Annotated in this window: 16 protein-coding genes and 1 pseudogene; 9 read left to right on the top strand and 8 right to left on the bottom strand. The window is 73.1% G+C overall.

What is annotated here, in order from left to right; all coding sequences use genetic code 11:
* Positions 1–397: 397 nt before the first annotated feature.
* Both pepN and ACH4LD_RS16985 read right to left on the bottom strand, forming a co-directional pair.
* A complete protein-coding gene (gene pepN / locus ACH4LD_RS16990; RefSeq protein ID WP_398058533.1) occupies positions 398–2,890 on the bottom strand; it encodes an aminopeptidase N in 2,493 nt (830 codons plus the stop codon).
* Positions 2,891–3,003: 113 nt separating this feature from the next.
* Positions 3,004–3,366, bottom strand: coding sequence for a chorismate mutase (locus tag ACH4LD_RS16985; RefSeq protein WP_103815129.1), 363 nt, complete (start codon positions 3,364–3,366; stop codon positions 3,004–3,006).
* A gap of 348 nt (positions 3,367–3,714) precedes the next feature.
* Between ACH4LD_RS16985 and ACH4LD_RS16980 the strand changes: the two genes are divergently transcribed.
* The gene (locus ACH4LD_RS16980; RefSeq protein WP_398058616.1) at positions 3,715–4,596 is read left to right on the top strand and encodes a hypothetical protein; all 882 of its coding nucleotides are present in this window, start codon (positions 3,715–3,717) and stop codon (positions 4,594–4,596) included.
* 47 nt (positions 4,597–4,643) lie between these two features.
* Here ACH4LD_RS16980 and ACH4LD_RS16975 read toward each other — a convergent pair whose 3' ends face one another.
* Positions 4,644–6,083 (bottom strand): MFS transporter, encoded by a 1,440-nt coding sequence (locus ACH4LD_RS16975; RefSeq protein ID WP_398058534.1) that lies wholly within the window; start codon positions 6,081–6,083, stop codon positions 4,644–4,646.
* A 114-nt stretch (positions 6,084–6,197) separates the two neighbouring features.
* On the opposite strand from ACH4LD_RS16975, the gene ACH4LD_RS16970 reads away from it, so the two are divergent.
* Complete coding sequence (locus ACH4LD_RS16970; RefSeq protein WP_132783928.1) at positions 6,198–6,665, top strand: MarR family transcriptional regulator; 468 nt, start codon at positions 6,198–6,200, stop codon at positions 6,663–6,665.
* Between the two features lie 191 nt (positions 6,666–6,856).
* On the opposite strand, the gene ACH4LD_RS16965 is transcribed toward ACH4LD_RS16970, so the two are convergent.
* The 4 genes from ACH4LD_RS16965 to ACH4LD_RS16950 all read right to left on the bottom strand — a co-directional run bounded on the left by ACH4LD_RS16965 (position 6,857) and on the right by ACH4LD_RS16950 (position 15,012).
* Entirely contained in the window at positions 6,857–7,582 is a 726-nt protein-coding gene (locus ACH4LD_RS16965) for a vWA domain-containing protein (protein WP_398058535.1), read from the bottom strand.
* A gap of 164 nt (positions 7,583–7,746) precedes the next feature.
* Positions 7,747–9,210: a glutamate synthase subunit beta gene (locus ACH4LD_RS16960; RefSeq protein ID WP_398058536.1), complete on the bottom strand. Its 1,464-nt coding sequence runs from the start codon at positions 9,208–9,210 to the stop codon at positions 7,747–7,749.
* Positions 9,203–13,804, bottom strand: a complete 4,602-nt coding sequence (gene gltB, locus ACH4LD_RS16955) for a glutamate synthase large subunit (RefSeq protein WP_398058537.1) — start codon at positions 13,802–13,804, stop codon at positions 9,203–9,205. Before gltB ends, ACH4LD_RS16960 begins: the two co-directional genes overlap by 8 nt.
* Positions 13,805–14,280: 476 nt before the next feature.
* Positions 14,281–15,012, bottom strand: a complete 732-nt coding sequence (locus ACH4LD_RS16950; RefSeq protein WP_398058538.1) for a VIT1/CCC1 transporter family protein — start codon at positions 15,010–15,012, stop codon at positions 14,281–14,283.
* A 262-nt stretch (positions 15,013–15,274) separates the two neighbouring features.
* Between ACH4LD_RS16950 and ACH4LD_RS16945 the strand changes: the two are divergent.
* From ACH4LD_RS16945 to ACH4LD_RS16915, 7 genes and pseudogenes are all read left to right on the top strand, one after another.
* Positions 15,275–16,297 (top strand): annotated as a pseudogene (locus ACH4LD_RS16945) (ADP-ribosylglycohydrolase family protein); the annotation flags it as partial.
* 617 nt (positions 16,298–16,914) lie between these two features.
* Positions 16,915–18,243, top strand: a complete 1,329-nt coding sequence (locus ACH4LD_RS16940; RefSeq protein ID WP_398058539.1) for an ADP-ribosylglycohydrolase family protein — start codon at positions 16,915–16,917, stop codon at positions 18,241–18,243.
* Positions 18,244–18,251: 8 nt separating this feature from the next.
* Positions 18,252–19,436 carry an ADP-ribosylglycohydrolase family protein gene (locus ACH4LD_RS16935; RefSeq protein ID WP_398058540.1) on the top strand — a complete coding sequence of 395 codons (1,185 nt, stop codon included), beginning with the start codon at positions 18,252–18,254 and terminating at the stop codon, positions 19,434–19,436.
* Positions 19,424–20,785, top strand: a complete 1,362-nt coding sequence (locus ACH4LD_RS16930; protein WP_398058541.1) for an ADP-ribosylglycohydrolase family protein — start codon at positions 19,424–19,426, stop codon at positions 20,783–20,785. Before ACH4LD_RS16935 ends, ACH4LD_RS16930 begins: the two co-directional genes overlap by 13 nt.
* Positions 20,782–21,675, top strand: a complete 894-nt coding sequence (rbsK, locus tag ACH4LD_RS16925; protein WP_398058542.1) for a ribokinase — start codon at positions 20,782–20,784, stop codon at positions 21,673–21,675. Before ACH4LD_RS16930 ends, rbsK begins: the two co-directional genes overlap by 4 nt.
* The gene (locus ACH4LD_RS16920) at positions 21,672–22,928 is read left to right on the top strand and encodes a CaiB/BaiF CoA transferase family protein (RefSeq protein WP_398058543.1); all 1,257 of its coding nucleotides are present in this window, start codon (positions 21,672–21,674) and stop codon (positions 22,926–22,928) included. The genes rbsK and ACH4LD_RS16920 overlap by 4 nt, the downstream gene beginning before the upstream one ends.
* Complete coding sequence (locus ACH4LD_RS16915) at positions 22,925–23,737, top strand: HpcH/HpaI aldolase/citrate lyase family protein (protein ID WP_398058544.1); 813 nt, start codon at positions 22,925–22,927, stop codon at positions 23,735–23,737. Before ACH4LD_RS16920 ends, ACH4LD_RS16915 begins: the two co-directional genes overlap by 4 nt.
* Before the next feature lie 65 nt (positions 23,738–23,802).
* On the opposite strand, the gene lgt is transcribed toward ACH4LD_RS16915, so the two are convergent.
* Positions 23,803–24,729 carry a prolipoprotein diacylglyceryl transferase gene (gene lgt, locus ACH4LD_RS16910; RefSeq protein ID WP_398058545.1) on the bottom strand — a complete coding sequence of 309 codons (927 nt, stop codon included), beginning with the start codon at positions 24,727–24,729 and terminating at the stop codon, positions 23,803–23,805.
* Between the last annotated feature and the right edge of the window lie 30 nt (positions 24,730–24,759).

Genomic DNA, 24,759 nt, shown 5'->3' with positions numbered 1-24,759 from the left:
CGGGCCGGTCTCCACGGGCGTCGGCCGGGGCGGCGGGAACGGCTCGGGGCCCGCCTGGGCCGGGTCGGTCTCCACGGGCGTCGGCCGGGGCGGCGATGTCGTTCCGTACGCGCGGGTGACCGCCCGGGTGGGCGCCCTGACGGTCTCTGCCGCGGCGGGGTGGCGGTGGACGGAGAGGCGCGGCCGGTGTTGCCGGTCGCGCCGGTCTCCGCGATCACGGTGCCGCCTTCGTGGGCTTCGTCGGTCCGGCCGTCCGAGCCCCCGGGGGGCGCGGCGGCCGGTCCGCCGCGTCGTCGGCGGGGCCGGCCGCGTGCCGCGTCGTCGGACCTGTGCCGGTGGGCGTGGCGCCGAAGAGGCGGTGCCCGTCCGTCTCGCCCTGCGCCGCGCCGGGCCGCTCCTACTCCGCGCGCGCCTCGCCGCGCACCTTCAGGGCGCGGGACAGGTCGTCCAGGCGGTCGGCGAGGGTGCGGCGCAGGGCCGGGATGAGATCGGCGTCGCGCAGGCAGGCCTCGCCGAGGCGGAGGTTCTCGGCGTCGACGGCGTGGGCCGGGAAGCACCAGCGGCCGGCGGCGACGGCGATGGCGGGGCCGCGGCGGGCGGCGACGGCGACCGCGTCCGTGTAGAAGCGCGGCACGTACTCCCGTACCAGGTCGGCCTGTTCGGGCTGCCAGAAGCCCCGGGCGGTGGCCGTGAAGAGGTAGTTGGACAGGTCGTCGCCGGCGAACATCGCGTCCCAGGCGGTGCGCTTGGCCTCCGGGTCGGGCAGGGCGGCACGGCAGCGGGCGGCGCCCTCCTGGCCGGTGGCGCTCGGGTCGCGCGCGAGTTCGGCGGCGATGGCGTCCTCGTCGGTGGCGCCGAGCACGGCGAGCCGGGCGAGGATGCGCCAGCGCAGTTCGGGGTCGAGTTCCGGACCGCCGGGTACCGTGCCGTCGGCGAGCCAGGCGGCGATGGTCTCCGGGTGGGCGGCGACGTCGATCAGGTGCCGTACGGCGATCAGCCGCAGGCCGGGGTGGTCGCCGTCCTCGGTGCGTCGCAGCAGGTCGCGGCAGAGCGAGGTGAGGGTGGCCAGGGCGGCCGGGCGGTCCTGCGGTGTGAGGTACTGGTCGGCGAGCTGGCCGGCGGCGAAGGCGAGGACGCCCTCGGTGACGGCCAGGTCGGTCTCGCGCGGCAGGTGGGCGCGGGCCGTCTCCAGGTAGGCGGCGGGCGCGAGTTCGCCGTCGCGGACGGCGTCCCTGAGGGCGTTCCAGACGACCGCGCGGGTGAGCGGGTCGGGCAGGCCGGACAGGCTGGTGCGGAGCGTGTCGAAGGAGGCGGCGTCGAAGCGGATCTTGGCGTAGGTGAGGTCGCCGTCGTTGAGGAGGACGAGTGCGGGGCGCTTGCCGATGGGCTGCGGCGCGGTCTGCGGGACGTCGAGGTCGACGCGCTCGCGCAGCAGCAGCCTGCCCTCCTCGGCGACGTCGTGGTCGTACAGGCCGGCGCTGAGGCGGTGCGGGCGGCTGCCCGCGCGGTCGGCGGTCAGCGCGCAGGTGCCGCCGGCGGCGGCGATCTGTGGGGTGAGCGTGTCGACGCCGGTGGTGCGCAGCCAGCTGTCGGCCCAGGCGTGCACGTCGCGGTCGGTGGCGGAGGCGAGGGAGTCGATGAAGTCGGCGAGGGTGGCGTTGCCGAACTTGTGCCGCGTGAAGTGGGTGTTGATGCCGGCGAGGAAGTCCTTCTCGCCGAGCCAGGCGGCCAGCTGGCGCAGTGCGGCGGCGCCCTTGGCGTAGGAGATGCCGTCGAAGTTGAGCAGGGCGGAGGCCGTGTCGTCGACGTTCTCGGGGGCGACCGGGTGGGTGGTGGGCCGCTGGTCGGCGTCGTAGCCCCACGACTTGCGGGTGACGCCGAACTCGGTCCAGGGGTCGGTGAAGCGGGTGGCCTCGGCGGTGGTCTGGTAGCCCATGTACTCGGCGAAGGACTCGTTGAGCCAGATGTCGTCCCACCACTTGAGGGTGACGAGGTCGCCGAACCACATGTGGGCCATCTCGTGGGCGATGACCATGGCGCGGGTCTGCCGCTCGGTGTCGGTGACGGCGGAGCGGTAGACGAATTCGTCGCGGAAGGTGACCAGGCCCGGGTTCTCCATGGCGCCCGCGTTGAACTCGGGGACGAACGCCTGGTCGTAGGAGTCGAAGGGGTAGGGCTCCTCGAACTTCTCGTGGTAGCGGTCGAAGCACGCGCGCGTGATGTCGAGGATCTCGTCGGCGTCGGTGTCGAGGTGGGGCGCGAGGGAGCGGCGGCAGTGGAGGCCGAAGGGCAGTCCGCGGTGCTCGGTGCGCACGGAGTGCCAGGGGCCGGCGGCGACGGCGACGAGGTAGGTGGAGATCGGCGGGGTGGGCGCGGCCTGCCAGAGGCCGTCGCCGCGGTGCTCGGTGACGCCGTTGGCGAGGACGCTCCAGCCCTCGGGTGCCTTGACGGAGACGTCGAAGACGGCCTTCAGGTCGGGCTGGTCGAAGGCGGCGAAGATGCGCTGGACGTCGTCCAGGAACATCTGGGTGTAGACGTACGTCTCGCCGTCGCTGGGGTCGGTGAAGCGGTGCATGCCCTCGCCGGTGCGGGAGTAGCGCATGACCGCGTCGACGCGCAGTTCGTGCTCGCCGGCGGTGAGGTTCTTCAGCGGCAGCCGGTCCTCGCACAGGGACTCCGGGTCGAGCGGCTGTCCGTCGAGCGTGGCGCCGCGCAGCTCGGCGGGCTTCAGCTCGACGAACGTGTCCCCGTCGGACCGCGCCGTGAACCGGATCGCGGTACGGGAGTCGAAGGTCTCGTCACCGGTCGTGAGGTCCAGTTCGATCGTGTACCGGTGGACGTCGAGGAACTGTGCTCGGAGCTGCGCTTCGTCGCGCGTGAGTACGGACATGCAGGCCATGCTGCCTGATGGGGCGGACAGCGCACAGGGGCGGATCGGTACACGGCTTTTGTCCCCTGCGCGCCCCCTTGCCCACCGCCTGGCCGGGCTCGTCCGGGCCCCGGTCAGGGCCGTGCCCGGTCCTCGTGCGCAGGCTGTCCGTTGTGGGTGTCCTCGGCGATGCGTTCGTGGTGCCGGATCACCTCGGCGATGATGAAGTTCAGGAACTTCTCGGCGAACGCCGGGTCGAGCTTGGCGTTCTCGGCGAGACGGCGCAGCCGTTCGATCTGCCGGGCCTCGCGGGCCGGGTCGGCGGGCGGCAGCTGGTGCAGCGCCTTGAGCCGGCCGACCTGCTGGGTGCACTTGAAGCGTTCGGCGAGCATGTGGACGACGGCCGCGTCGATGTTGTCGATGCTGTCGCGCAGCCGCTCCAGTTCCTGACGGACCTGGGGGTCGTCGGCACCGGTGCCGGTGTTGCTGGTGGTCATGGGGGCTCACCCTATGCGTTTCACGGGCCGGGCCCTACGGGTGTCCGGGGAGTGGATCACCGGCGGATCGCGGGGAGGGGCGGGGACGTGGTCGCCGGCGGGGCCGACGGGGACCGGGTGCCGGCGCGAGGCCGGGCGCCTGCCCGAGGCCGAGCGCCTGCCGGAGCCGGAGCCCGAGTGCCGGCCGGAGCCGGTGTGCCCACCGGGCCCACGGGCACACCGGGCACACCGGCGCACCGGGACCCCTCCCGGCTACCGCCGGGGGAACGGCCGCCCGGCGGGGCCCTTGCCGCACTGTCGTCCCGCCTACAGTGGTAGGGAGTTCCGGTGGCTTCAGGGGGTGCCGACGTGGCGAACGGCGGACCGGTCCAGCACGGCTACCCGCACCTGGAGACGGTGCGGGCCGCCATCACCGCGCTGTACCGGCGCCTGTCCCGCGACACCATCGAGACGTTCTCGGCCAGCGTGGCCCCGGCCGACGTGGCCTTCTGCGACACCGACGACCTGCATCTGGGCGCGCAGCGCGTGGCCCGGGAGATCGTGCGGCACTTCCGGCTGCCGGACGCGCGGCTGATCGTCGGCTTCCGGGAGATGACCCACGCGGCGAACGTCGAACTCGCGGCGGGCCCCGAGTACTTCGTCGAGCTGAACGACCGGTTCCGCACCCACCGCAGGGACATCGGCGCCGCGCTCGCCCACGAGGTGGCGCACGTCTACCTGCACCGACTGGACCTCGCCTTCCCCAGCACGGCGGAGAACGAGATCCTCACGGACACGGCGACGACCTATCTGGGCGCGGGCTGGCTGCTGCTGGACGCCTACCGGGAGGACGGGGTGTCGTCACAGAAACTCGGGTACCTCACCCCGGAGGAGTTCGGTTACGTCCTGGCCAAGCGGGCCCTGCTCTTCCAGGAGGACCCCTCGGTGTGGTTCACCAGCCCGCAGGCCTACACCGCCTACGTCAAGGGGATGGCCCGGGCCCGCCAGGACGAGCAGCAGCCGCCGCTGACGGCGGCCGGCTGGGCGGGCCGCCGCCGTTACGCCCACGACCGCCGGCACGCCTCCGGTGCCCCGCCGAGCGCCTCGTACGCCTTCGCCCCCGACAGCGGCGGCCGCCTGGGGGTGACCTTCCCGTGCCCGACCTGCCACCAGCGGATCAGGGTGCCGGTGCGGGGGCGGGTACGGGCGCGGTGCGGGTTGTGCCGGACGGTGCTGGAGTGCGACACGTAGCTTCGGCGGGCTGCACCGCCGTGTCGCTTGCCCCATGGACCGCCGTGTCAGTCCTCGTGCTCCGGCACCGCCCGCCGCGGAAGCGCCGCGCACAGCACTCCGCACACCACGAACGCCGCCACGACCCACGGCATCGCCCTGGCGAGCGCCTCGCTGGGCCCCTCCGTCACGGCCCCGAAGAACACCGTACCGATCACCGCCGCCCCCAGCGCGCCGCCGAACTGCTGAGCCGTGGAGAAGATCCCGGACGCTCCCCCGGCCAGTTCGCCCGGCACCGCCGACAGCACCACGTTCACCAACGGCACCACCAGGAACCCGAGCCCGGCCCCGGCGAGCACCAGTCCGGGGACCAGCGGCCACGCGCCCGCGTGCACAGCCGGGGCGTCGTCGATCGCGGCCCACACCCAGCCGAACCCGCCGGCCATCAGCAGCGCCCCCGCACCGAGCACCAGCCGTCCGTACTTCACGGCGAGCCCTTCCGCGACGGGCGCGGTCAGGAACCCGCCGGCCGAGAACGCGACGGTGACCACCCCGGCCTGGAGCGGGGTGTACCCCTCGCCGCCCTGGAGCCAGACCGCGAAGACCAGGAAGAAGCCCTGCATGCCGAGGGAGAAGAGCAGCTGGACGAGCACGCCCACCGAGAACGCGGGGAGCGCGAACGCGCGCGCGGGCAGCAGCGGCACCGTACCCGGCCGGTGCCGCCGGGCCTCGTACACGCCGAGCCCGGCCACGGTCGTCGCGCCCGCCGCGAGGCAGATCCAGCCCCACAGCGGCCAGCCGTTCTCCCGGCCCTGCACCAGCGGCAGCACGATCGCGACCAGTCCGCCGGCCAGTACCAGGCTGCCGAGAGCGTCCGGCCGCCCCGCTGACCGTTCCCGCGTGGTGGGCACCAGGACCAGCCCGCCCACGAACGTCGCCACCGCGACCGGCACGTTGACCAGGAACACCGAGCGCCAGCCCCAGCCGAACAGATCGGCGTCGGTGAGCACCCCGCCGAGCAGCAGCCCGACCGCCGAGGCGAAGCCGGCGACCGCGCCGTACATCCCGAAGGCGGCCCCGCGCTCCTTGCCGTGGAACAGGGTGCGGAACGAGCCGATCACCTGCGGCACGAGCACGGCCGCCAGGATGCCCTGGACCGCCCGGGCGGCGATCAGCTGCCCCGGTGACTGGGCGATGCCGCATGCCAGGCTCGCCAGCCCGAAACCCGCCGTTCCGGTGAGGAAGAGGGGCCGGCGGCCGACGCGGTCGCCGAGATGGCCGGAGACGATCAGGGCGGCCGCGAAGCCCAGCAGGTAGGCGGAGACGACCCATTGCAGGTCGCTCGCGGAGGCGTGCAGGTCCCGGCTGATGGACGGGACCGCCACGTTGACGATCGTTCCGTCGAGCAGGTCCATCAGGGCCGCGATCATCATCACGGCGGCGGCGGCCCAGCGACGCGGATGGGGTTCCGCCGTGGTCGGCGGGTCTGCGGTGGCGGTCGTGGACATGGGTGTCCCCCTCGCTCCAAATTATTTCGTTCGACCGAACGAAAGAGTTGCACGTCGCACCCCTCCCCGCAAGTGCTTAGTTCGGCCGAACGAACTACTTGCTAGCCTGAGTCCATGACCGAGGGAGACGAGAAGCGGGACGAGACGCTCCGGCGCCTGATGGAGGTGGGCCGTGTCCACAGCGGCGTCACCGTGATGTTCCATTCGGCGATCGCCGCCAAGCAGGGACTGAACGCCACGGAGGAGAAGACCCTCGACCTGCTGGAGCGGCACGGCCCGCTCACCGCGAAGGACCTGGCCCGGCTGACCGGTCTGGCCCCGGCCTCCGTCACCGGCCTCGTCGACCGCCTGGAGACCAAGGGCTTCGCCCGGCGGGTCGCCCACCCGACGGACAAGCGCCGGGTGCTGGTCGAACTGAACCGAGAGAAGATCGGCGAACTCGCCGTCTTCTTCGAGGACTGGGCGCGCGACATCGTGGCCGCGTGCGAGGAGTTCAGCACGGAGGAACTGCAGACGGTGGTGCGCTTCCTGACGGTGATGGCGGAGCGGCAACGGGAGGCGGCCGCGCGGCTCAGCTCATGAGCCGTCGCGCGGGTCGGCTGCCGAGTCCCGGACCGCCGCCCATGTGAAGCGGCGCACCCGGTTCGGCGTCCCCGTGGCTGACCAGGGCCCGGGCGCCGCGCTCGGCGTGGGGGGGCGCCCGCGGAGTGCCGCGACCCGGTGCTCTCGGGAGGCTCCAGGAGGGGGTGGCGGACCCGCGCGGGGGCGTTTCGTCAGTCCGGTCGCAGGACGCCCGCCGCGCGTGCGGCCGCGAGCCACCTCGGGAACTCGCCGACGAGACGGTCGTACAGCTCGGCGTCGGAGACCCGGCGCGGGTCCTGGCCGGCGTGGAAGAAGCCGGCGTTGTCCACGATCCGCTTGCCGGGGACCGCGAGTTCGTCCAGCTTGCGCAGGAACTCGAACTGTCGGCTGTCCGGGTCGCCGAAGCCGACGAACTGCCAGAACAGCGGGAGCCGCGCGGCCTTGCACAGATGGCGTTCGGCGGCGAGCTTGCTGATCGGACCGCCGTCGGTCTGGAAGACGACGAGGGCGGGGGCGGTGGCGCCGCTGTCCAGGTAGTGGTCGATGACGGCGTCCATCGCCAGGTGGTAGCTGGTCCTGCCCATGTGGCCGAGCCCGGACACGATCCGCTCGATGCGGCCCTGGTGCCCGGCGAGGGCGATGTCGGTGACCGCGTCGACGTCCGTGGAGAAGAACACGACGGGCACCCGGCCGTCGTCGTCCAGGTGGGCGGACAGGCCCAGCACCCGGTCGGCGAGCGCCTGCACACTGCCGTCCTGGTAGTACGGCCGCATGGAGCCCGAGTAGTCGACCACGAGGTAGACGGCGGCCCGCAGCCCGTCCAGGCCGTGCTTGCGCAGGGACACCCCCGCCGACCGGTAGGCGCCGGCCAGTGCGGGCGCGGTCTCCTCCACCTTGCGCAGACTGATCGCGGCCATGATCCCCCCTCGGCTGTTCCGGCGCCCGAGCGTACCCGTACGGCACACATGCGACGACGCCTGCCCAGTCGTCCGGTCGGGGACAGGCGGGCAGGCGCCGTTTCATGTTCCGTACGCCTTTGTACGGGACGTCTGTGCGGGACCTGGGGTCCGTTGTGCGCGCGTCAGACCGCCAGGGCGCGGTCCGTCGGGCGGATCGGGGCCGGCAGGTCGCTGGCTCCGGTCAGGAAGCGGTCGACTCCGCGGGCGGCCGAGCGGCCCTCCGCGATCGCCCACACGATGAGGGACTGGCCGCGGCCGGCGTCACCGGCGACGAACACACCCGGCACGTTGGTCTGGAAGTCGGCGTCGCGGGCGATGTTACCGCGTTCGTCGAGCTCCAGGCCGAACTGCTCCACCAGGCCGTTCACCCGGTCGGTGCCGGTGAAGCCCATGGCGAGGGTGACCAGCTGAGCGGGGATCTTGCGCTCGGTGCCCGGCTTGGGGGTGAGCCTGCCGTCGATGAACTCCACCTCGGTCAGGTGCAGCCACTGGACGTTGCCGTCCTCGTCGCCCTCGAAGTGGGTGGTGGAGACGGAGTAGACCCGCTCGCCGCCCTCCTCGTGCGCGCTGGTGACCTTGTAGAGCATCGGGAAGGTCGGCCAGGGCTGGTTCACCGGGTGCCGGTCGTCGCTCGGGCGGGGCATGATCTCCAGCTGGGTGACGGAGGCCGCGCCCTGCCGGTGGGCGGTGCCCACGCAGTCCGCGCCGGTGTCACCGCCGCCGATGACGACCACGTGCTTGCCCTCGGCCGAGATCGGCGCGGTGACGTAGTCGCCCTCCTGGACCTTGTTGGCCAGCGGCAGGTACTCCATGGCCTGGTAGACGCCCTTGAGTTCGCGGCCGGGCACCGGCAGGTCACGGGCGGTCGTGGCACCGACGGCCAGGACCACCGCGTCGTACCGCTTCTTCAGGTCGGTCGCCTTGAGGTCGCGGCCGATCTCGATGCCGGTGCGGAAGCGGGTGCCCTCCGCGCGCATCTGCTCGATACGGCGGTTGATGTGCCGCTTCTCCATCTTGAACTCGGGAATGCCGTACCGGAGAAGACCTCCGACGCGGTCCGCGCGCTCGTAGACGGCGACCGTGTGGCCGGCCCGGGTCAGCTGCTGGGCGGCGGCGAGACCCGCCGGGCCGGAGCCGACGACCGCGACCGTCTTGCCGGACAGGCGCTCGGGGATCTGCGGGGCGACGTCCCCGGTCTCCCACGCCTTGTCGATGATCGAGACCTCGACGTTCTTGATGGTGACCGGCGGCTGGTTGATGCCCAGCACGCACGCCGACTCGCAGGGGGCCGGGCAGAGGCGACCGGTGAACTCCGGGAAGTTGTTGGTCGCGTGCAGGCGCTCCTGGGCGGCCGCCCAGTCCTCGCGGTAGGCGTAGTCGTTCCACTCGGGGATCAGGTTCCCCAGCGGACAGCCGTTGTGACAGAACGGGATGCCGCAGTCCATGCAGCGGCTGGCCTGCTTGCTGATGATCGGCAGCAGGGAGCCGGGGACGTAGACCTCGTTCCAGTCCTTGACCCGCTCGTCGACGGGGCGGGTCTTGGCGACCTCACGGCCGTGGTTCAGGAAGCCCTTGGGGTCAGCCATTGGTCGCCGCCTCCATCATCTTCTCGGTGATCTCGGTCTCGGTGAGACCGGCTCGCTCGGCGGCGTCCTTGGCGGCGAGCACTGCCTTGTACGTGCTGGGGATGATCTTGCTGAACCGCTCCACGGCCGTGTCCCAGTCGGCGAGCAGCTTCTCGGCGACCGTCGAGCCGGTCTCCTCGGCGTGGCGGTGCACCACGTCGTGCAGCCACTGCTTGTCCGCCGCGTCCAGCGCCTCGACGGAGCCGGCGTTGCCGGCGTTGACGTTGTCGCGGTCGAGGTCGATGACGTAGGCGATACCGCCGGACATGCCCGCCGCGAAGTTGCGGCCGGTCGGGCCGAGGACGACCGCGTGACCGCCGGTCATGTACTCGCAGCCGTGGTCGCCCACGCCCTCGGAGACGACCAGCGCGCCGGAGTTGCGGACGCAGAACCGCTCACCGGTACGGCCGCGCAGGAACAGCTCGCCGCCGGTGGCGCCGTAGGCGATGGTGTTGCCCGCGATGGTCGAGTACTCGGCGAGGTGGTCGGCGGCCCGGTCCGGGCGGACGACGATCCGGCCGCCGGAGAGGCCCTTGCCGACGTAGTCGTTGGCGTCGCCCTCCAGGCGGAGCGTGACACCGCGCGGCAGGAAGGCGCCGAAGGACTGGCCGGCCGAGCCGGTGAAGGTGATGTCGATGGTGTCGTCGGGCAGGCCCGCGCCACCGAACTTCTTCGTCACCTCGTGGCCGAGCATGGTGCCGACCGTGCGGTTGATGTTGCGGATGGCGACCTGGGCGCGCACCGGCTGTGCCTCGGTGGCGTCCGAAGCGCCCAGCGCGTCGGCGGCGAGCTTGATCAGCTCGTTGTCCAGGGCCTTCTCCAGGCCGTGGTCCTGGGAGACCAGCTGGTGGCGGACCGCGCCCTCGGGCAGGTCCGGGACGTGGAACAGGGGCTCCAGGTCCAGGCCCTGCGCCTTCCAGTGGTCGACCGCGCGCTCGACGTCCAGCACCTCGGCGTGGCCGACGGCCTCCTCGATGGAGCGGAAGCCCAGCTCGGCGAGGAGCTCGCGGACCTCCTCGGCGATGAACCGGAAGAAGTTCACCACGTGCTCGGCCTTGCCGGCGAAGCGGTCGCGCAGGGCCGGGTTCTGGGTGGCGATGCCGACCGGGCAGGTGTCCAGGTGGCAGACGCGCATCATCACGCAGCCGGAGACGACGAGCGGGGCGGTCGCGAAACCGAACTCCTCGGCGCCGAGCAGCGCGGCGATGACCACGTCACGGCCGGTCTTGAGCTGGCCGTCGGTCTGGACGACGATGCGGTCGCGCAGGCCGTTGAGCAGCAGGGTCTGCTGGGTCTCGGCGAGGCCGAGCTCCCAGGGGCCGCCCGCGTGCTTCAGCGACGTCAGCGGGGAGGCACCCGTGCCGCCGTCGTGACCGGAGATGAGCACGACGTCCGCGTGCGCCTTGGACACACCGGCCGCGACCGTGCCGACACCGACCTCGGAGACCAGCTTGACGTGGATCCGCGCCTGCGGGTTCGCGTTCTTCAGGTCGTGGATCAGCTGGGCCAGGTCCTCGATGGAGTAGATGTCGTGGTGCGGCGGCGGGGAGATCAGGCCGACGCCCGGCGTCGAGTGCCGGGTCCTGGCGACCCACGGGTAGACCTTGTGGCCGGGCAGCTGGCCGCCCTCGCCGGGCTTGGCGCCCTGGGCCATCTTGATCTGGATGTCGTCCGCGTTGACCAGGTACTCGGAGGTCACGCCGAAGCGGCCGGAGGCGACCTGCTTGATCGCCGAGCGGCGCGCCGGGTCGTACAGGCGCTCCGGGTCCTCGCCGCCCTCACCGGTGTTGGACTTGCCGCCCAGCTGGTTCATGGCGATGGCGAGGGTCTCGTGCGCCTCCTTGGAGATGGAGCCGTACGACATCGCGCCCGTCGAGAACCGCTTGACGATCTCGGAGACCGGCTCGACCTCCTCGACCGGGATCGGCTGCCGGTCGGACTTGAAGCCGAACAGGCCGCGCAGCGTCATCAGGCGCTCGGACTGCTCGTTCACCCGCCCGGTGTACTTCTTGAAGATGTCGTACCGGCCGGTGCGCGTGGAGTGCTGGAGGCGGAAGACCGTCTCCGGGTCGAACAGGTGCGGCTCGCCCTCGCGGCGCCACTGGTACTCGCCGCCGATGTCCAGCGCGCGGTGCGCCGGGGCGATGCCGGAGGCCGGGTAGGCCTTGGCGTGGCGGGCGGCGACCTCCTGGGCGATGACGTCGATACCGACGCCGCCGATCTTGGTGGCGGTGCCGTTGAAGTACTTCTCCACGAAGGTCTCGTCCAGGCCGACGGCCTCGAAGACCTGGGCGCCGCGGTAGGAGGCGACGGTGGAGATGCCCATCTTGGACATGACCTTCAGGACGCCCTTGCCGAGGGCGTAGATCAGGTTCTTGATGGCCTGCTCGGGCTCGATGCCGTTGATGAAGGTGCCCGCGCGCAGCAGGTCCTCCACCGACTCCATCGCCAGGTACGGGTTGACGGCGGCGGCGCCGTAGCCGATGAGCAGGGCGACGTGGTGGACCTCGCGGACGTCGCCGGCCTCGACCAGCAGGCCCACCTGGGTGCGCTGCTTGGTGCGGATGAGGTGGTGGTGGACGGCCGCGGTGAGCAGCAGCGACGGGATCGGCGCGTGCTCGGCGTCGGAGTGCCGGTCGGACAGGACGATCAGGCGGGCGCCGTTCTCGATCGCCGCGTCGGCCTCGGCGCAGATCTCCTCGATGCGGGCGGCGAGGGCCTCACCGCCGCCGGAGACCCGGTACAGACCGGACAGCGTGGCGGCCTTGAAGCCGGGCATGTCGCCGTCGGCGTTGATGTGGATGAGCTTGGCCAGCTCGTCGTTGTCGATGACCGGGAAGGGCAGCACGACGGACCGGCAGGAGGCGGCGGTCGGCTCCAGCAGGTTGCCCTGCGGGCCCAGCGACGAGCGCAGGGAGGTGACCAGCTCCTCGCGGATCGCGTCCAGCGGCGGGTTGGTGACCTGCGCGAACAGCTGGGTGAAGTAGTCGAAGAGCAGCCGCGGGCGCTCGGACAGGGCCGCGATCGGCGAGTCCGTGCCCATGGAGCCGATCGGCTCGGCGCCGGTGCGGGCCATCGGGGCGAGGATGACGCGCAGCTCCTCCTCGGTGTAGCCGAAGGTCTGCTGGCGGCGGGTGACCGAGGCGTGGGTGTGGACGATGTGCTCGCGCTCGGGCAGGTCGCCCAGCTCGATCTCGCCGGCCTCCAGCCACTCGGCGTACGGCTTCTCCGCGGCGAGGGACGCCTTGATCTCGTCGTCCTCGATGATGCGGTGCTCGGCGGTGTCGACGAGGAACATCCTGCCGGGCTGGAGGCGGCCCTTGCGGACGACCTTGGCCGGGTCGATGTCGAGGACGCCGACCTCGGAGCCGAGGACGACCAGGCCGTCGTCGGTGACCCAGTAGCGGCCGGGGCGCAGGCCGTTGCGGTCGAGCACGGCGCCGACCTGGGTGCCGTCGGTGAAGGTGACGCAGGCGGGGCCGTCCCAGGGCTCCATCATCGTGGAGTGGAACTGGTAGAAGGCGCGCCGGGCCGGGTCCATGGAGTCGTGGTTCTCCCACGCCTCCGGGATCATCATCAGCACGGAGTGCGGCAGCGAGCGGCCGCCCAGGTGCAGCAGCTCCAGGACCTCGTCGAAGGAGGCGGAGTCGGAGGCGTCCGGGGTACAGACCGGGAAGATCCGCTCGATGTTCTTCTCGTCGGAACCGAACAGGCCGGAGACGAGCTGGGACTCGCGGGCGCGCATCCAGTTGCGGTTGCCCTTGACGGTGTTGATCTCACCGTTGTGCGCGACGAAGCGGTACGGGTGCGCGAGCGGCCACGACGGGAAGGTGTTCGTGGAGAACCGGGAGTGTACGAGCGCGATCGCGGAGGCGAAGCGGCGGTCGGACAGGTCCGGGAAGAAGGGCTCCAGCTGGCCGGTGGTCAGCATGCCCTTGTAGACGATCGTCCGGGCGGACAGGGACGGGAAGTAGACCCCGGCCTCACGCTCGGCGCGCTTGCGCAGCACGAACGCCTTGCGGTCCAGCGCGATGCCCTCGCTGGCGCCGCCGTCGGTGACGAAGACCTGCCGGAAGACCGGCATGGTGGAGCGGGCGGTGGCGCCCAGCAGCTCGGGGGCGACCGGGACCTCGCGCCAGCCGAGGACGGTCAGCCCCTCGTCGGCGGCGATCGTCTCGATGTGTGAGACGGCGTCCTCGGTCGCGTCCCCCGGCAGGAAGGCGATGCCTACGGCATAGGAGCCGGCCGCGGGAAGGTCGAAACCGGCCACTTCACGGAGGAAGGCGTCCGGCACCTGCGAGAGGATGCCCGCGCCGTCGCCGGAGTCGGGCTCGGAGCCGGTGGCACCACGGTGCTCCAGGTTGCGCAGGACCGTGAGGGCCTGCTCGACCAGGGTGTGGGACGCCTCGCCGGTGAGAGTGGCGACGAAACCGACGCCGCACGCGTCGTGTTCGTTGCGGGGGTCGTACATACCCTGCGCAGCAGGGCGAGCATCCATGAACGACCAGTTCTGGCCATTCGTGGAATGCTGGGACGGCTGGCGCGGCGTACGCATCGGCTCTCCCGTCGTCGTCATGTGGCATGTGGCAGGTGCCGAGGGACGACGTTGGCCCTCTGCGTGAGATCTGCGATGAGATCAAAATTTCGTGCAGGTTACATGATGGAGCGGTTCTCGGGAACCGGAAACACCGTTCCAGCATGCGGACGCCGCGGTCGCGGCGGAGGTGCCGCGCGGACGCGGCGGGTGCCGTGCGGTGGCGGCGCGGTGCCGTGACAGGACGGCGGTGCCGTGCGGTGACGGCGGGGCCGCGCGGTGGCGGCCGACGTTCACGGGGGGACCGTTGCGGACACGATCGGTCGGATCGGCGTCCGGCGGCCCGAGGGGGTCCGGGGAGGGCGTCATCGCCCACCCCGCGGGGGTGCGGCAGGCGTCGTTGCCCACAGCGCTTACGGCTCATGCCCGGTGGTAAAGGACTCGAAACCCACGAGTAACGGGTACTTATGCGGCCCATCGCATAGGTACCGGTCGACCTATCCTACGGCCGTTCCGAACAGAGTGCCCAGGGCGTACGTCACACCGGCCGCCGCACCACCGAGCGCGAGCTGCCGCAGACCGCTGAACCACCAGCTTCGGGCGGTCACCTTCGCCACGACGGCACCACACGCGAAGAGACCGGCGAGTGCCAGCAGGACGGCGGGCCACAGCGCGGTCGCACCGAGCAGGTACGGCAGGACGGGCAGCAGGGCGCCGAGCGCGAAGGAGCCGAAGGACGAGACCGCGGCGACCAGCGGCGAGGGCAGGTCCCCGGGGTCGATGCCGAGCTCCTCGCGGGCGTGGATCTCCAGGGCCTGCTCGGGATCCCTGGAGAGCTGCCGGGCGACCTGCCGGGCCAGCCCCGGCTCGACCCCGCGGGACACGTACAGCGCGGCCAGCTCGTCCTCCTCGTCCTGCGGGTGCCTGCGCAGCTCACGGCGCTCGACGTCGAGCTCCGCCTCGACGAGTTCCCGCTGGGAGGCGACGGAGGTGTACTCGCCGGCCGCCATGGAGAAGGCGCCGGCGGCGAGTCCCGCGAGACCGGTGATGATGATGGTGTGCTGGCTCACGGACCCGCCGGCCACGCCCGTCATCAGGGCGAGGTTGGAGACGAGACCGTCCATGGCACCGAAGACGGCGGGGCGCAGCCATCCGCCGTTCACGTCGCGGTGCGTGTGGTTGTCGCGGTGCGCCTCGTGCAGCGCGGCCTCGGTTTCGATGATGGCCATCCGGGTCCCCCAAGGAAGCTAAGCCAAAGCTAACTTTGGACGAGTTCTACTTTTCGACAACACAGAACTTACGCTCATCATTTCGTCCGCGCCAGCAAGGAAAGGCTGGGCTAACCTGCGGCTTCTTCCGCAAGCGCTCAGATGGGCGGTGATCAGCTCAGATGCCGACCGGGTGACAGAACCCCTCCCCCGGCTCACGCGGCCGCCTCCCGTGGGACACATCCGCAAAGGGCCCCGAGGGGCCCGCCGAAGGAGGCCGCCCATGGCATCGATCGCCTGCACTCCCCCAGCCCCGGCGCCCGGTGACGCCGCCGGACTCCGCGAGCGGGCCCGCGGTGCGCTGCTGGGCCTGGCCGTCGGGGACGCGCTGGGCGCACCGGCGGAGAACCTCAGGCCCTCCGAGATCCGCGCCCGCTGGGGCCGGATCACCGGGTACGTCAGCGAGCAGCCGTACGGCACGGACGACACCGAGTACGCGATCTTCTCCGGTCTGCTGCTGGCCCGGCACGGCTCGGCGCTCACCCCGGAGCATGTCGAGGCGGCCTGGCACGAGTGGATCGCCGACCGGGCGGAGGGACCCTTCCGCGGCGCCGGCTTCAGCGAGCGCGGCACGCTGGAGAACCTCCGCCGTGGACTCGCCGCCCCCATCTCGTCCCAGCACCGGCACGCCTGGAGCGACGGGCTGGCGATGCGGGCGGCGCCCTTCGGGGTCTTCGCCGCCGGACGCCCCGCCGAGGCGGCCCGGCTGGTGGCCATCGACGGCTCCGTGAGTCACGAGGGCGAGGGCATCTACGGTGGCCAGGCGGTCGCGGCGGGCGTGGCGGCGGCGATGACCGGCGCGGCGGTCGCGGTGGTGATCGCCGCCGCCCTCGCGGTGATCCCGGACGACTCCTGGACGGCTCGCTCCCTGCGGCGCGCGGTGTCGGTGGCGCATCGCGGCGAACGCGCGGTGCGCTCCGCGGTCGTCATCGGTGGCTACCCCTGGACCGACCTGGCCCCCGAAGCGATCGCCCTCGCCTTCGGCGCGTACGCGGCGGCCGACGGCGACTTCCGGGAGGCGGTCCTGACGGCCGTCAACATGGGCCGCGACGCGGACACGACGGCGGCGGTGGCAGGCGCCCTCTCCGGCGCCACCCAGGGCCTCTCGGCCATCCCGCCACACTGGTCATCGGCCATCGGCCCGGCCCGCGGCCGCTGCCTCCCGTCCATCACCGGCCACCACGTACTGAACGTCGCGGACCTCCTGGTGACGGCGGCGGCAGGGGGCGCGGGGGCGGGGGCGGTGGGGGCGGGGGCCGTGGGGACAGAAGCCGTCGGGGCAGGGGCGGTGGGGGCGGGGGCCGTCGGGGCAGAGGCCGCGGGGGCGGGGGCCGTGGGAGCAGGGGCCGTGGAGAGACGGGAGGTGACCCCGGCGGACGTCGGAGCCGGGGCGGTGGGGGCGGCGGGGAAGCGGGAGGTGATTCCGGCGGACGTGGGAGCAGGGGCCGTCGGGGCAGAGGCCGTGGGAGCAGGGGCCGTGGGAGCAGGGGCCGTCGGGAGAGAGGCCGTCGCGGCAGGAGCCGTCGCGGCAGGAGCCGTCGCGGCAGGAGCCGTCGCGGCAGAGGCGGTGGGGGCCGGGGCCGTGGGAGCAGCGGCCGTGAGAGCAGCGGCCGTGGGGAGTCGGAAGGTGATCCCGGCGGACACGGGAGCCGGGGCGGCGCGGAAACGGGAGGTGGTCCCGGCGGCCGTGGCAGCGCCCTTGGCCGGCGTCCTGTCGGCGGCCGTGGTGGAGGGGGAACGGGCAACGGCCGAGGTTCTGAGGGAGCCGACCGACCTCCTCCCACCCCCGCCCCCCACCATGCAGCCGACCGGACTCCTCCCACCGCTACCCCCCACCACCCAGCCGCCGGGGTCGGGTGGTGGGTGGGCGGGGGACCGGGGGTCCAGGGGGCGGAGCCCCCTGGTAGGGGAGGGCAACCCCGGGCAACCGGACAGCCGGCGCCCTCCCGGGGACCGGAACCCCGGGCAACCGGACAACCCACGCCCTCCCGGGGACCGGAACCCCGGGCAACCGGACAACCCACGCCCTCCCGGGGACCGGAACCCCGGGCAACCGGACAGCGAGGGTCGGCCATGACGGCGCGCCGTGTCGAGGGCCTCCTCCTCGGCCTCGCCGCCGGAGACGCCGCCGGCTGGCCCGCCGCCCGGCACCGCGCCGCCCGCATGCCTGAGTGGACCCGCCGTCTCACCCGGGAACTGGACACCTTCGCCGAGCAGAACGCCACCACCACCCTCCCGGTGCCGATCGCCCTCAACCAACCCCCCGACCCCCTCCGCCTCGGCCCCTCCGACGACGCCGAGTGGGCGGTGTTCGCCGCGGAGGCGGTCCTGCGCGCCGGCGACGACGACGTCCTCGGTGACCTCAGCCGGGCCCGCCGTATGCGCGCCGCCATCGACCTCACCTGGACCACCGTGGCCTCCGAGGTCGCCGCCGCGGCGGACCGCGCCCCGGAGATCGAGTCCGCCGTGCTGCCGCTGCGCGCCCGCATCTCCGTCCGCGCCGGCCTCGGCAACCTCGCCACCGGCCTGCGCCCGCCCGCCACCGGTCACGACAACCCGCACTACTTCGACGACGCGGCCTGCGTCCGCGCGTGCGTCCTCGCCGTGGCCCACCCCGGTGACCCGCAACAGGCCGCCGCCCTCGCCGAGTTCGACGCCCGCTACACCCAGGACGGCGACGGTGTGCACGGTGCGCGGGCCATGGCGGCGGCCCTCTCCCTCGCCCTCGTCGACGCGGACACCGGCACCTGCGTGACCGCCGCGCTCGCCGAACTCCCGGCGGACACCGAGATCGGCCGCAACGCCCGCCACGCCCTCGCTCTGGCCGAGGACACCGAGTCCGCCTTCGCGCTGGTCCCGCTCCTGGAACACCAGATCGTCGACCACGTCTACAGCTACGGCATCGCCGCCGCGGAGACCGTCCCCGTCGCGCTCGCCCTGGCCACCGCGGCCCGGGGCCGGATCGCCGAGGCCGTGCCGGCCGCCGCCTGCCTGTCCCGGGTCGCCGACTCCGCGCCCGCCCTCGCCGGGGCGCTCACCGGCGCCCTCGGCGGCGGCGCGGCCATCCCCGCGACCTGGCGGGACGCCTGCCGCATCCTGCCCGGCTGCACCCTGCCCCGTCTCACCGGCACCGACCTGGTGGAACTCGCCGGACTCCTGGAAGCCGCACAACCGGCCCGCCCAGGAGGATGATTCGGGGCATGACGCCCAAAGAAGAAGAAAGCAGCGGGCCCGGCCCGAACGGTCTCGCCGACCGCGTCACCGCCGCCGTGGTGGGAGCCGCCGTCGGTGACGCCCTCGGCGGCCCGGTCGAGGGCTACTCACCCGACCAGATCGCCGAGCGGCACGGCGGTCGCGTGCGCGGCATCGTCGGCCCCTGGCACGGTGAGGCCTGGCGCACCGCCCGCCCCATCGCGCCGTACCACAAGGGTGACGGCCACGTCACCGACGACACCCTGATGACGCACGCGCTGATCCGCGTCTACGACCGCGTCCGTGACCACCTCGACGCCTACGCGATCGCCGAGCACCTGGTCCCGGACCTGATGACCACCCCCCGCTGGATCCCCGAGCTGGAGGCCGAGGCCCTGCCGCTGCACCGCCTCTTCCTCGCCGAGAAGTGGCTGGTGGCCCGGCTGGCCTACGGTCACGCGGACCCCCGGGAAGCGGGCACCGGCAACATCGTCAACTGCGGCGCGGCGATGTACATGGCCCCGGTCGGCCTGGTCAACGCGGCCAACCCGGCCGCCGCGTACGCCGAGGCGCTGGACGTCGCGGGCGCGCACCAGTCGTCGTACGGCCGTGAGGCGGCCGGTGTGTTCGCCGCGGCGGTGGCCGCCGCGGCCACCCCCGGCGCCACCCCGGACTCGGTGGTGGACACCTGCCTGTCACTGGCCAAGGACGGCACCCGTACGGCGATCGAGAAGGTCTGCGAAGTCGCCGCCGGGCACCGGGACTTCGAGTCGGCGCTCGGTCCGCTGCGCGCGGCGGTGGAGCCGTACGACACCGTCGGGCCGGACTACCGCGCGCCCTCCCTCGCCGCCCGCCGCCCCTCCCGGCTGCACTCCATCGAGGAACTGCCCGTCGCGCTGGGCATGCTGGTCGTCTCCGGCGGCGACTACCGGCAGGCCGTGCTCGGCGCGGTCAACTACGGCCGGGACTGCGACTCGATCGCGACGATGGCCGGTGCCCTCGCGGGCGCGCTGGGCTCGCCCGCCCCCGAGGAGTGGGCGAAGACGGTCGCCGACGCGAGCCGTCTGGACCTGTGGGCGCCGGCCCGGACGCTCACCGAGGTCACGCGCGAGATCTTCGGCCGGGACGTCCGCCGCCGGCGCGCCCACGAGGAGGCGTTCACCGCGCTCGGAGGCCGCCCGTGCTCCGACTGACCTGGGTGCAGCCGGAGGATCTGCTGGGCCACGAGCTGCGTCAGGCCCGCCTGGACGGACGCGAACCGGCGGCGGTCGAGGCGCGCTGGCGGGCGGCGGGCGGCCCGGACGCCCCGGAGCGCGCGGGCGCGTCCCCGCACCGGGTGTCCCGCTATCTGCGCCTGCTCGCGGAGGATCTGCTGGACGAACTCGCCGATCTGCCCAGCCGCTTCGCCGACGACGAGCCGACGGACCTGGCCCGCATCAGGTCCCAGTGCCCCGACTGGCCCACCGGACGGTCCGCCACCGCGCCGGCCCCCCGCGCCCTGGAGGCCGCCTGGCTCGGGCGGGCCATCGGCTGTCTCCTCGGCAAACCGGTCGAGAAACTCCCGCTCGACGGCATCCGCGCCCTCGCCCGCGCGGCCGGGAACTGGCCCCTCACCACCTGGTTCACCGCCCGGGGAGTCCCCGACGACCTCCTGGCCACCCATCCCTGGAACCGCCGCTCGGCCGCCACCTCGCTCGCCGAGAACATCGACGGCATGCCCGAGGACGACGATCTGAACTACCCCCTGCTCAACCTCCTCCTGCTCCAGCGCCACGGGAGGACCTTCACCACGGACGACGTGGCCCGGCTCTGGCTCGACGAACTCCCGCCCGGCCGCACCTTCACCGCCGAGCGCGTCGCCCACCGCAACCTCCTCTGCGGCATCGAACCCCCGCACACGGCCCGCCACCGCAACCCGTTCCGCGAGTGGATCGGCGCGCTGATCCGCGCCGACATGCACGGCTGGAGCAACCCGGGCGACCCGGCCGCCGCCGCGGAGCAGGCCCACCGCGACGCGGTCCTCACGCACACCGCCAACGGCGTCTACGCGGCGATGTTCGCGGCCGCCGCCATCGCCACGGCCGCCACCGGCACGCACGACGTCCACGCCTGCCTGCGCACCGGCCGCGCGGTGGTCCCGGACCGCTCCCGGCTGGCGAGGGCGATCGACCACGCCGTCCGACTGGCCACCGCCACCGACGACTTCGACGACGTCGTGGACGAACTCCACGCCGTCCACGGCCAGACCCACCACTGGGTCCACGCCGTCCCCAACACCGCCCTGACCGTCGCCGCCCTCACCCACGCCGACGGTGACTTCACGGGCTCCGTCTGCCGTGCGGTGTCGGGTGGCTGGGACACCGATTCCAACGGCGCGACCGCCGGAAGCATCGCCGGCCTGCTCGCCGGCTCGCCCGGCGCGCTCCCCGACCGCTGGCGGGCCCCGCTGAAGAACCGGCTCGCCACGTCCGTCGCGGACTTCGACGGCACCGGCTTCGACACCCTCGCCCACCTCACCCACCTGGAGGCGACCCGACCATGACCCACATCGCCGTCCTCGGCAGCACGAACATGGACCTCGTCACGTATGTCGGCAAGGCCCCGCAGCGCGGGGAGACCGTGACGGGACGGGAGTTCCGTACGATCCCCGGCGGCAAGGGCGCCAACCAGGCCATCGCCGCGGCCCGCGCCGGCGCCACCGTCTCGATGATCGGCGCGGTCGGCAACGACGCCTTCGGCGCCCGGCTGCGCGACACCCTCGAACACTCCGGCGTCGACACCGACTTCCTGCGCACGGTCGAGGGCCCGTCCGGCACCGCGCACATCGTGGTGGACGACGAGGGCGGCAACGCGATCGTCGTCATCCCCGGCGCGAACGGTACGGTCGACCACCTCTCCCCCGGTGACGAGGGGGTGATCGCCACCGCCGACGCCCTGCTGCTGCAACTGGAGATCCCGCTCGCGGCGGTCGTCGCGGGCGCGGAGGCGGCACACCGGCACGGCGTCCGTACGGTCCTCACCCCCTCGCCCGTCCAGCCGCTGCCGCCCGAACTTCTGGCCGCCGTGGACCTGTTGGTGCCGAACGAGTACGAGGCGGTCACCCTCAGCGGCCGCACCGACCCGCGCGAGGCGGCGGCCGCCCTGCTGGAGCTGGTGCCGGAGGTCGTGGTCACCCTGGGCGCCACGGGCTGCCTGTACGTGACCCGGGGCGCCGAACCGCTCGTGGTCCCCGCGCCCCGCGTGCGGGCGGTGGACTCCACGGGCGCGGGCGACACCTTCGTCGGCACGCTCGCGGTGGCCTTCGCCGAGGAGAAACCGGTACGGGAGGCCCTGTCCTGGGCGGCGGCCGCGGCGGCGATCTCCGTCCAGCGGGAAGGCGCGTCGGCGTCGATGCCGTACCGCCCGGAGATCGAGGCCCAGTACAGCGCATGAACACGACGAGCACGACACGTACGACGGCTACGACTACGGCGGCTACGGCGGCTACGGCGGCGCGGACGTCCCCGGCCCTGGACGGTCTGCGGGTGCTGGACCTCGCGACCCTCTTCGCCGGGCCGATGGCCGCGACACTGCTCGGTGACTTCGGCGCCGAGGTGATCAAGGTGGAGCATCCCCGGCGACCCGATCCGTCCCGGGGCCACGGCCCGGCCAAGGACGGCGTCGGCCTGTGGTGGAAGGTGCTCGGCCGCAACAAGCGGGCCATCACCCTCGACCTGTCCGCACCCGGCGGCCGGGACACCCTGCTGCGGCTCGCCGCCACCGCCGACGTGGTGATCGAGAACTTCCGCCCCGGCACCCTGGAGAAATGGGACCTCGGCTGGCCGGAGCTGTCCGCGGCCAACCCCCGGCTGGTCCTGGCCCGGGTCACCGCGTTCGGCCAGTTCGGCCCCTGCGCCCACCGCCCCGGCTTCGGCACCCTCGCCGAGGCGATGAGCGGTTTCGCCGCGGTCACCGGCGAACCGGACGCGCCCCCGACGCTGCCGCCCTTCGGTCTCGCCGACTCGATCGCCGGCCTGGCGACCGCCTACGCCGTGCTGACGGCGCTGGCCGCGCGCGAGCGCACCGGCGTGGGGCAGACGGTCGACATGGCGATCATCGAACCGATCCTGTCGGTCCTCGGCCCCCACGTCACCTGGTACGACCAGCTCGGTTACGTCCAGGAACGCACCGGCAACCGGTCCGCGAACAACGCCCCGCGCAACACCTACCGCACCGCCGACGGCACCTGGGTCGCCGTCTCCACCTCCGCCCAGTCGGTCGCCGAACGGGTGCTACGGCTGGTGGGCCGCCCGGAGCTGATCGAGGAGCCGTGGTTCGCCACCGGTGCGGACCGCGCCGCCCACGCCGATGTGCTGGACGAGGCGGTCGGCTCCTGGATCGCCGTCCGCACCCGCGCCGAGGTGCTCGCGGCCTTCGAGAAGGCTGAGGCCGCGGTGGCCCCGGTGCAGGACGTCCGGGACGTCGTGGCGGACCCCCAGTACCAGGCCCTGGACACGGTCACCACCGTCGACGACCCGGAACTGGGTCCGCTGCGCATGCAGAACGTCCTCTTCCGGCTCTCCGCCACGCCCGGCGAGATCCGCTGGGCCGGCCGCCCCCACGGCGCCGACACCGACGCCGTGCTCGCCGAGCTCGGCCTCACCCCGGCCGACATCGCGGCGCTGCGCGCGGAGGGCGCCCTGTGACCCGGTTCCCGCTCACCTGGCTCTACGTCCCCGGCGACCGCCCGCACGTCGTGGCCAAGGCCCTGGTGGCGGGCGCCGACGTGGTGGTGGTCGACCTGGAGGACGCGGTCGCCCCGGACCGCAAGGAGTACGCCCGCGCGGCCACCGCGGAACTCCTGACGGAGCCCCGGCCGGTCCCGGTGCACGTGCGCGTCAACGCCCTGGACAGCCCCTGGGCCGCCGCCGACCTCCACGCCCTGGCCGGCCTGCCGGGCCTGTCCGGCGTGCGGCTGCCGAAGGTGACGGCCCCGGGCGAGGTACGGCAGGCCGCCGTGGCCACGCCCGTCCCCCTCTACGCGCTCCTGGAGTCGGCCCTCGGCATCGAGCACGCCTACGCCATCGCCACCGCCCACCCCGCCCTGCGGGGCATCGCCCTGGGCGAGGCCGACCTCCGCGCCGACCTCGGGGTACGGGCCGACGCGGGCCTGGACTGGCCGCGCTCACGGGTGATCGTCGCCGCCCGTGCGGCGGGCCTGGCCCCGCCGTCCCAGACCGTCTACCCGGACATCCGTGACCTCGACGGCCTGGCGGCGTCCTGCGCCCACGGCCGGGCTCTCGGGTTCCTGGGCCGCGCCGCGATCCACCCCCGTCAACTTCCGGTGATCGAACGGGCGTACCTGCCCACGGAGGCCGAGACCGAACACGCGGAGACGGTCATCAAGGCGGCCTCGGCGAACGAGGGCGCCCAGGCCCTCCCCGACGGCCGCTTCATCGACGCGGCGGTGGTGGCGATGGCGCGGCGGACCCTGTCGCTGGCTGCCAGAAGCTGACCCTCCGCACACACCGAGGGCGCCCGGAAGACCTCCGGGCGCCCTCGGTGCCGTACGGGAAGCGGTCAGCTCTTCTCGGCCGGTGCCGCCTTCTCCTCGCCCTCGGCATCGGCGTCGGCGCCCGTCTCGGCGTCGGCGTCGGCCTCTGTGTCCTTTTCCTTGACCGAACCGTCGGAGACTCCCGGCTCGACCACGGCTTCCCGTCCCGGCCGCTTCTTCGACGACACCACGATGTACGCCACCGCCAGCAGGAAGACGAGCAGCGCGGTCCAGTCGTTCAGGCGGAGGCCCAGGATGTGGTGGGCGTCGTCGACCCGCATGTACTCGATCCAGCCCCGGCCCACGCAGTACGCGGCGACGTACAGGGCGAACGCCCGGCCATGCCCCAGCTTGAAGCGGCGGTCCGCCCAGATGACCAGCAGGCCCACGCCGACGCACCACAGCGACTCGTAGAGGAAGGTCGGGTGGTAGTACCCCGGCACCCGGCCGCCCTCGGAGGAGGTGATGTGCAGCGCCCAGGGGAGATGGGTCTCACGGCCGTACAGTTCCTGGTTGAACCAGTTGCCCCAGCGGCCGATGGCCTGCGCGAACGCGATGCCGGGCGCGACGGCGTCGGCGTACGCGGGCATCGGGATGCCCCGGCGCCGCGCGCCGATCCACGCGCCGAGCGCGCCGAGGGCGATGGCGCCCCAGATGCCCAGGCCGCCCTCCCACACCTTGAAGGCGTCCACCCAGTCACGGCCCTCGCTGAAGTACAGCTCGTAGTCCGTGATCACGTGGTAGAGCCGGCCGCCGACCAGGCCGAACGGCACGGCCCAGACGGCGATGTCGGCGACCGTGCCGGACTGCCCGCCGCGGGCGATCCAGCGCTTGTTGCCGAACCAGACGGCAACGAAGACGCCGATGATGATGCAGAAGGCGTAGGCGCGCAGCGGGATGGGGCCGAGGTACTGCACCCCGTGCGACGGGCTGGGGATATAGGCAAGGTTCATGGCATGTCCGACGCTACCGTGCCGGGCCGT

It is taken from the genome of Streptomyces sp. NPDC017676 (genome assembly GCF_044329325.1).
Classification (GTDB): domain Bacteria; phylum Actinomycetota; class Actinomycetes; order Streptomycetales; family Streptomycetaceae; genus Streptomyces.
This window is presented reverse-complemented; position numbering and strand designations above follow the sequence as displayed.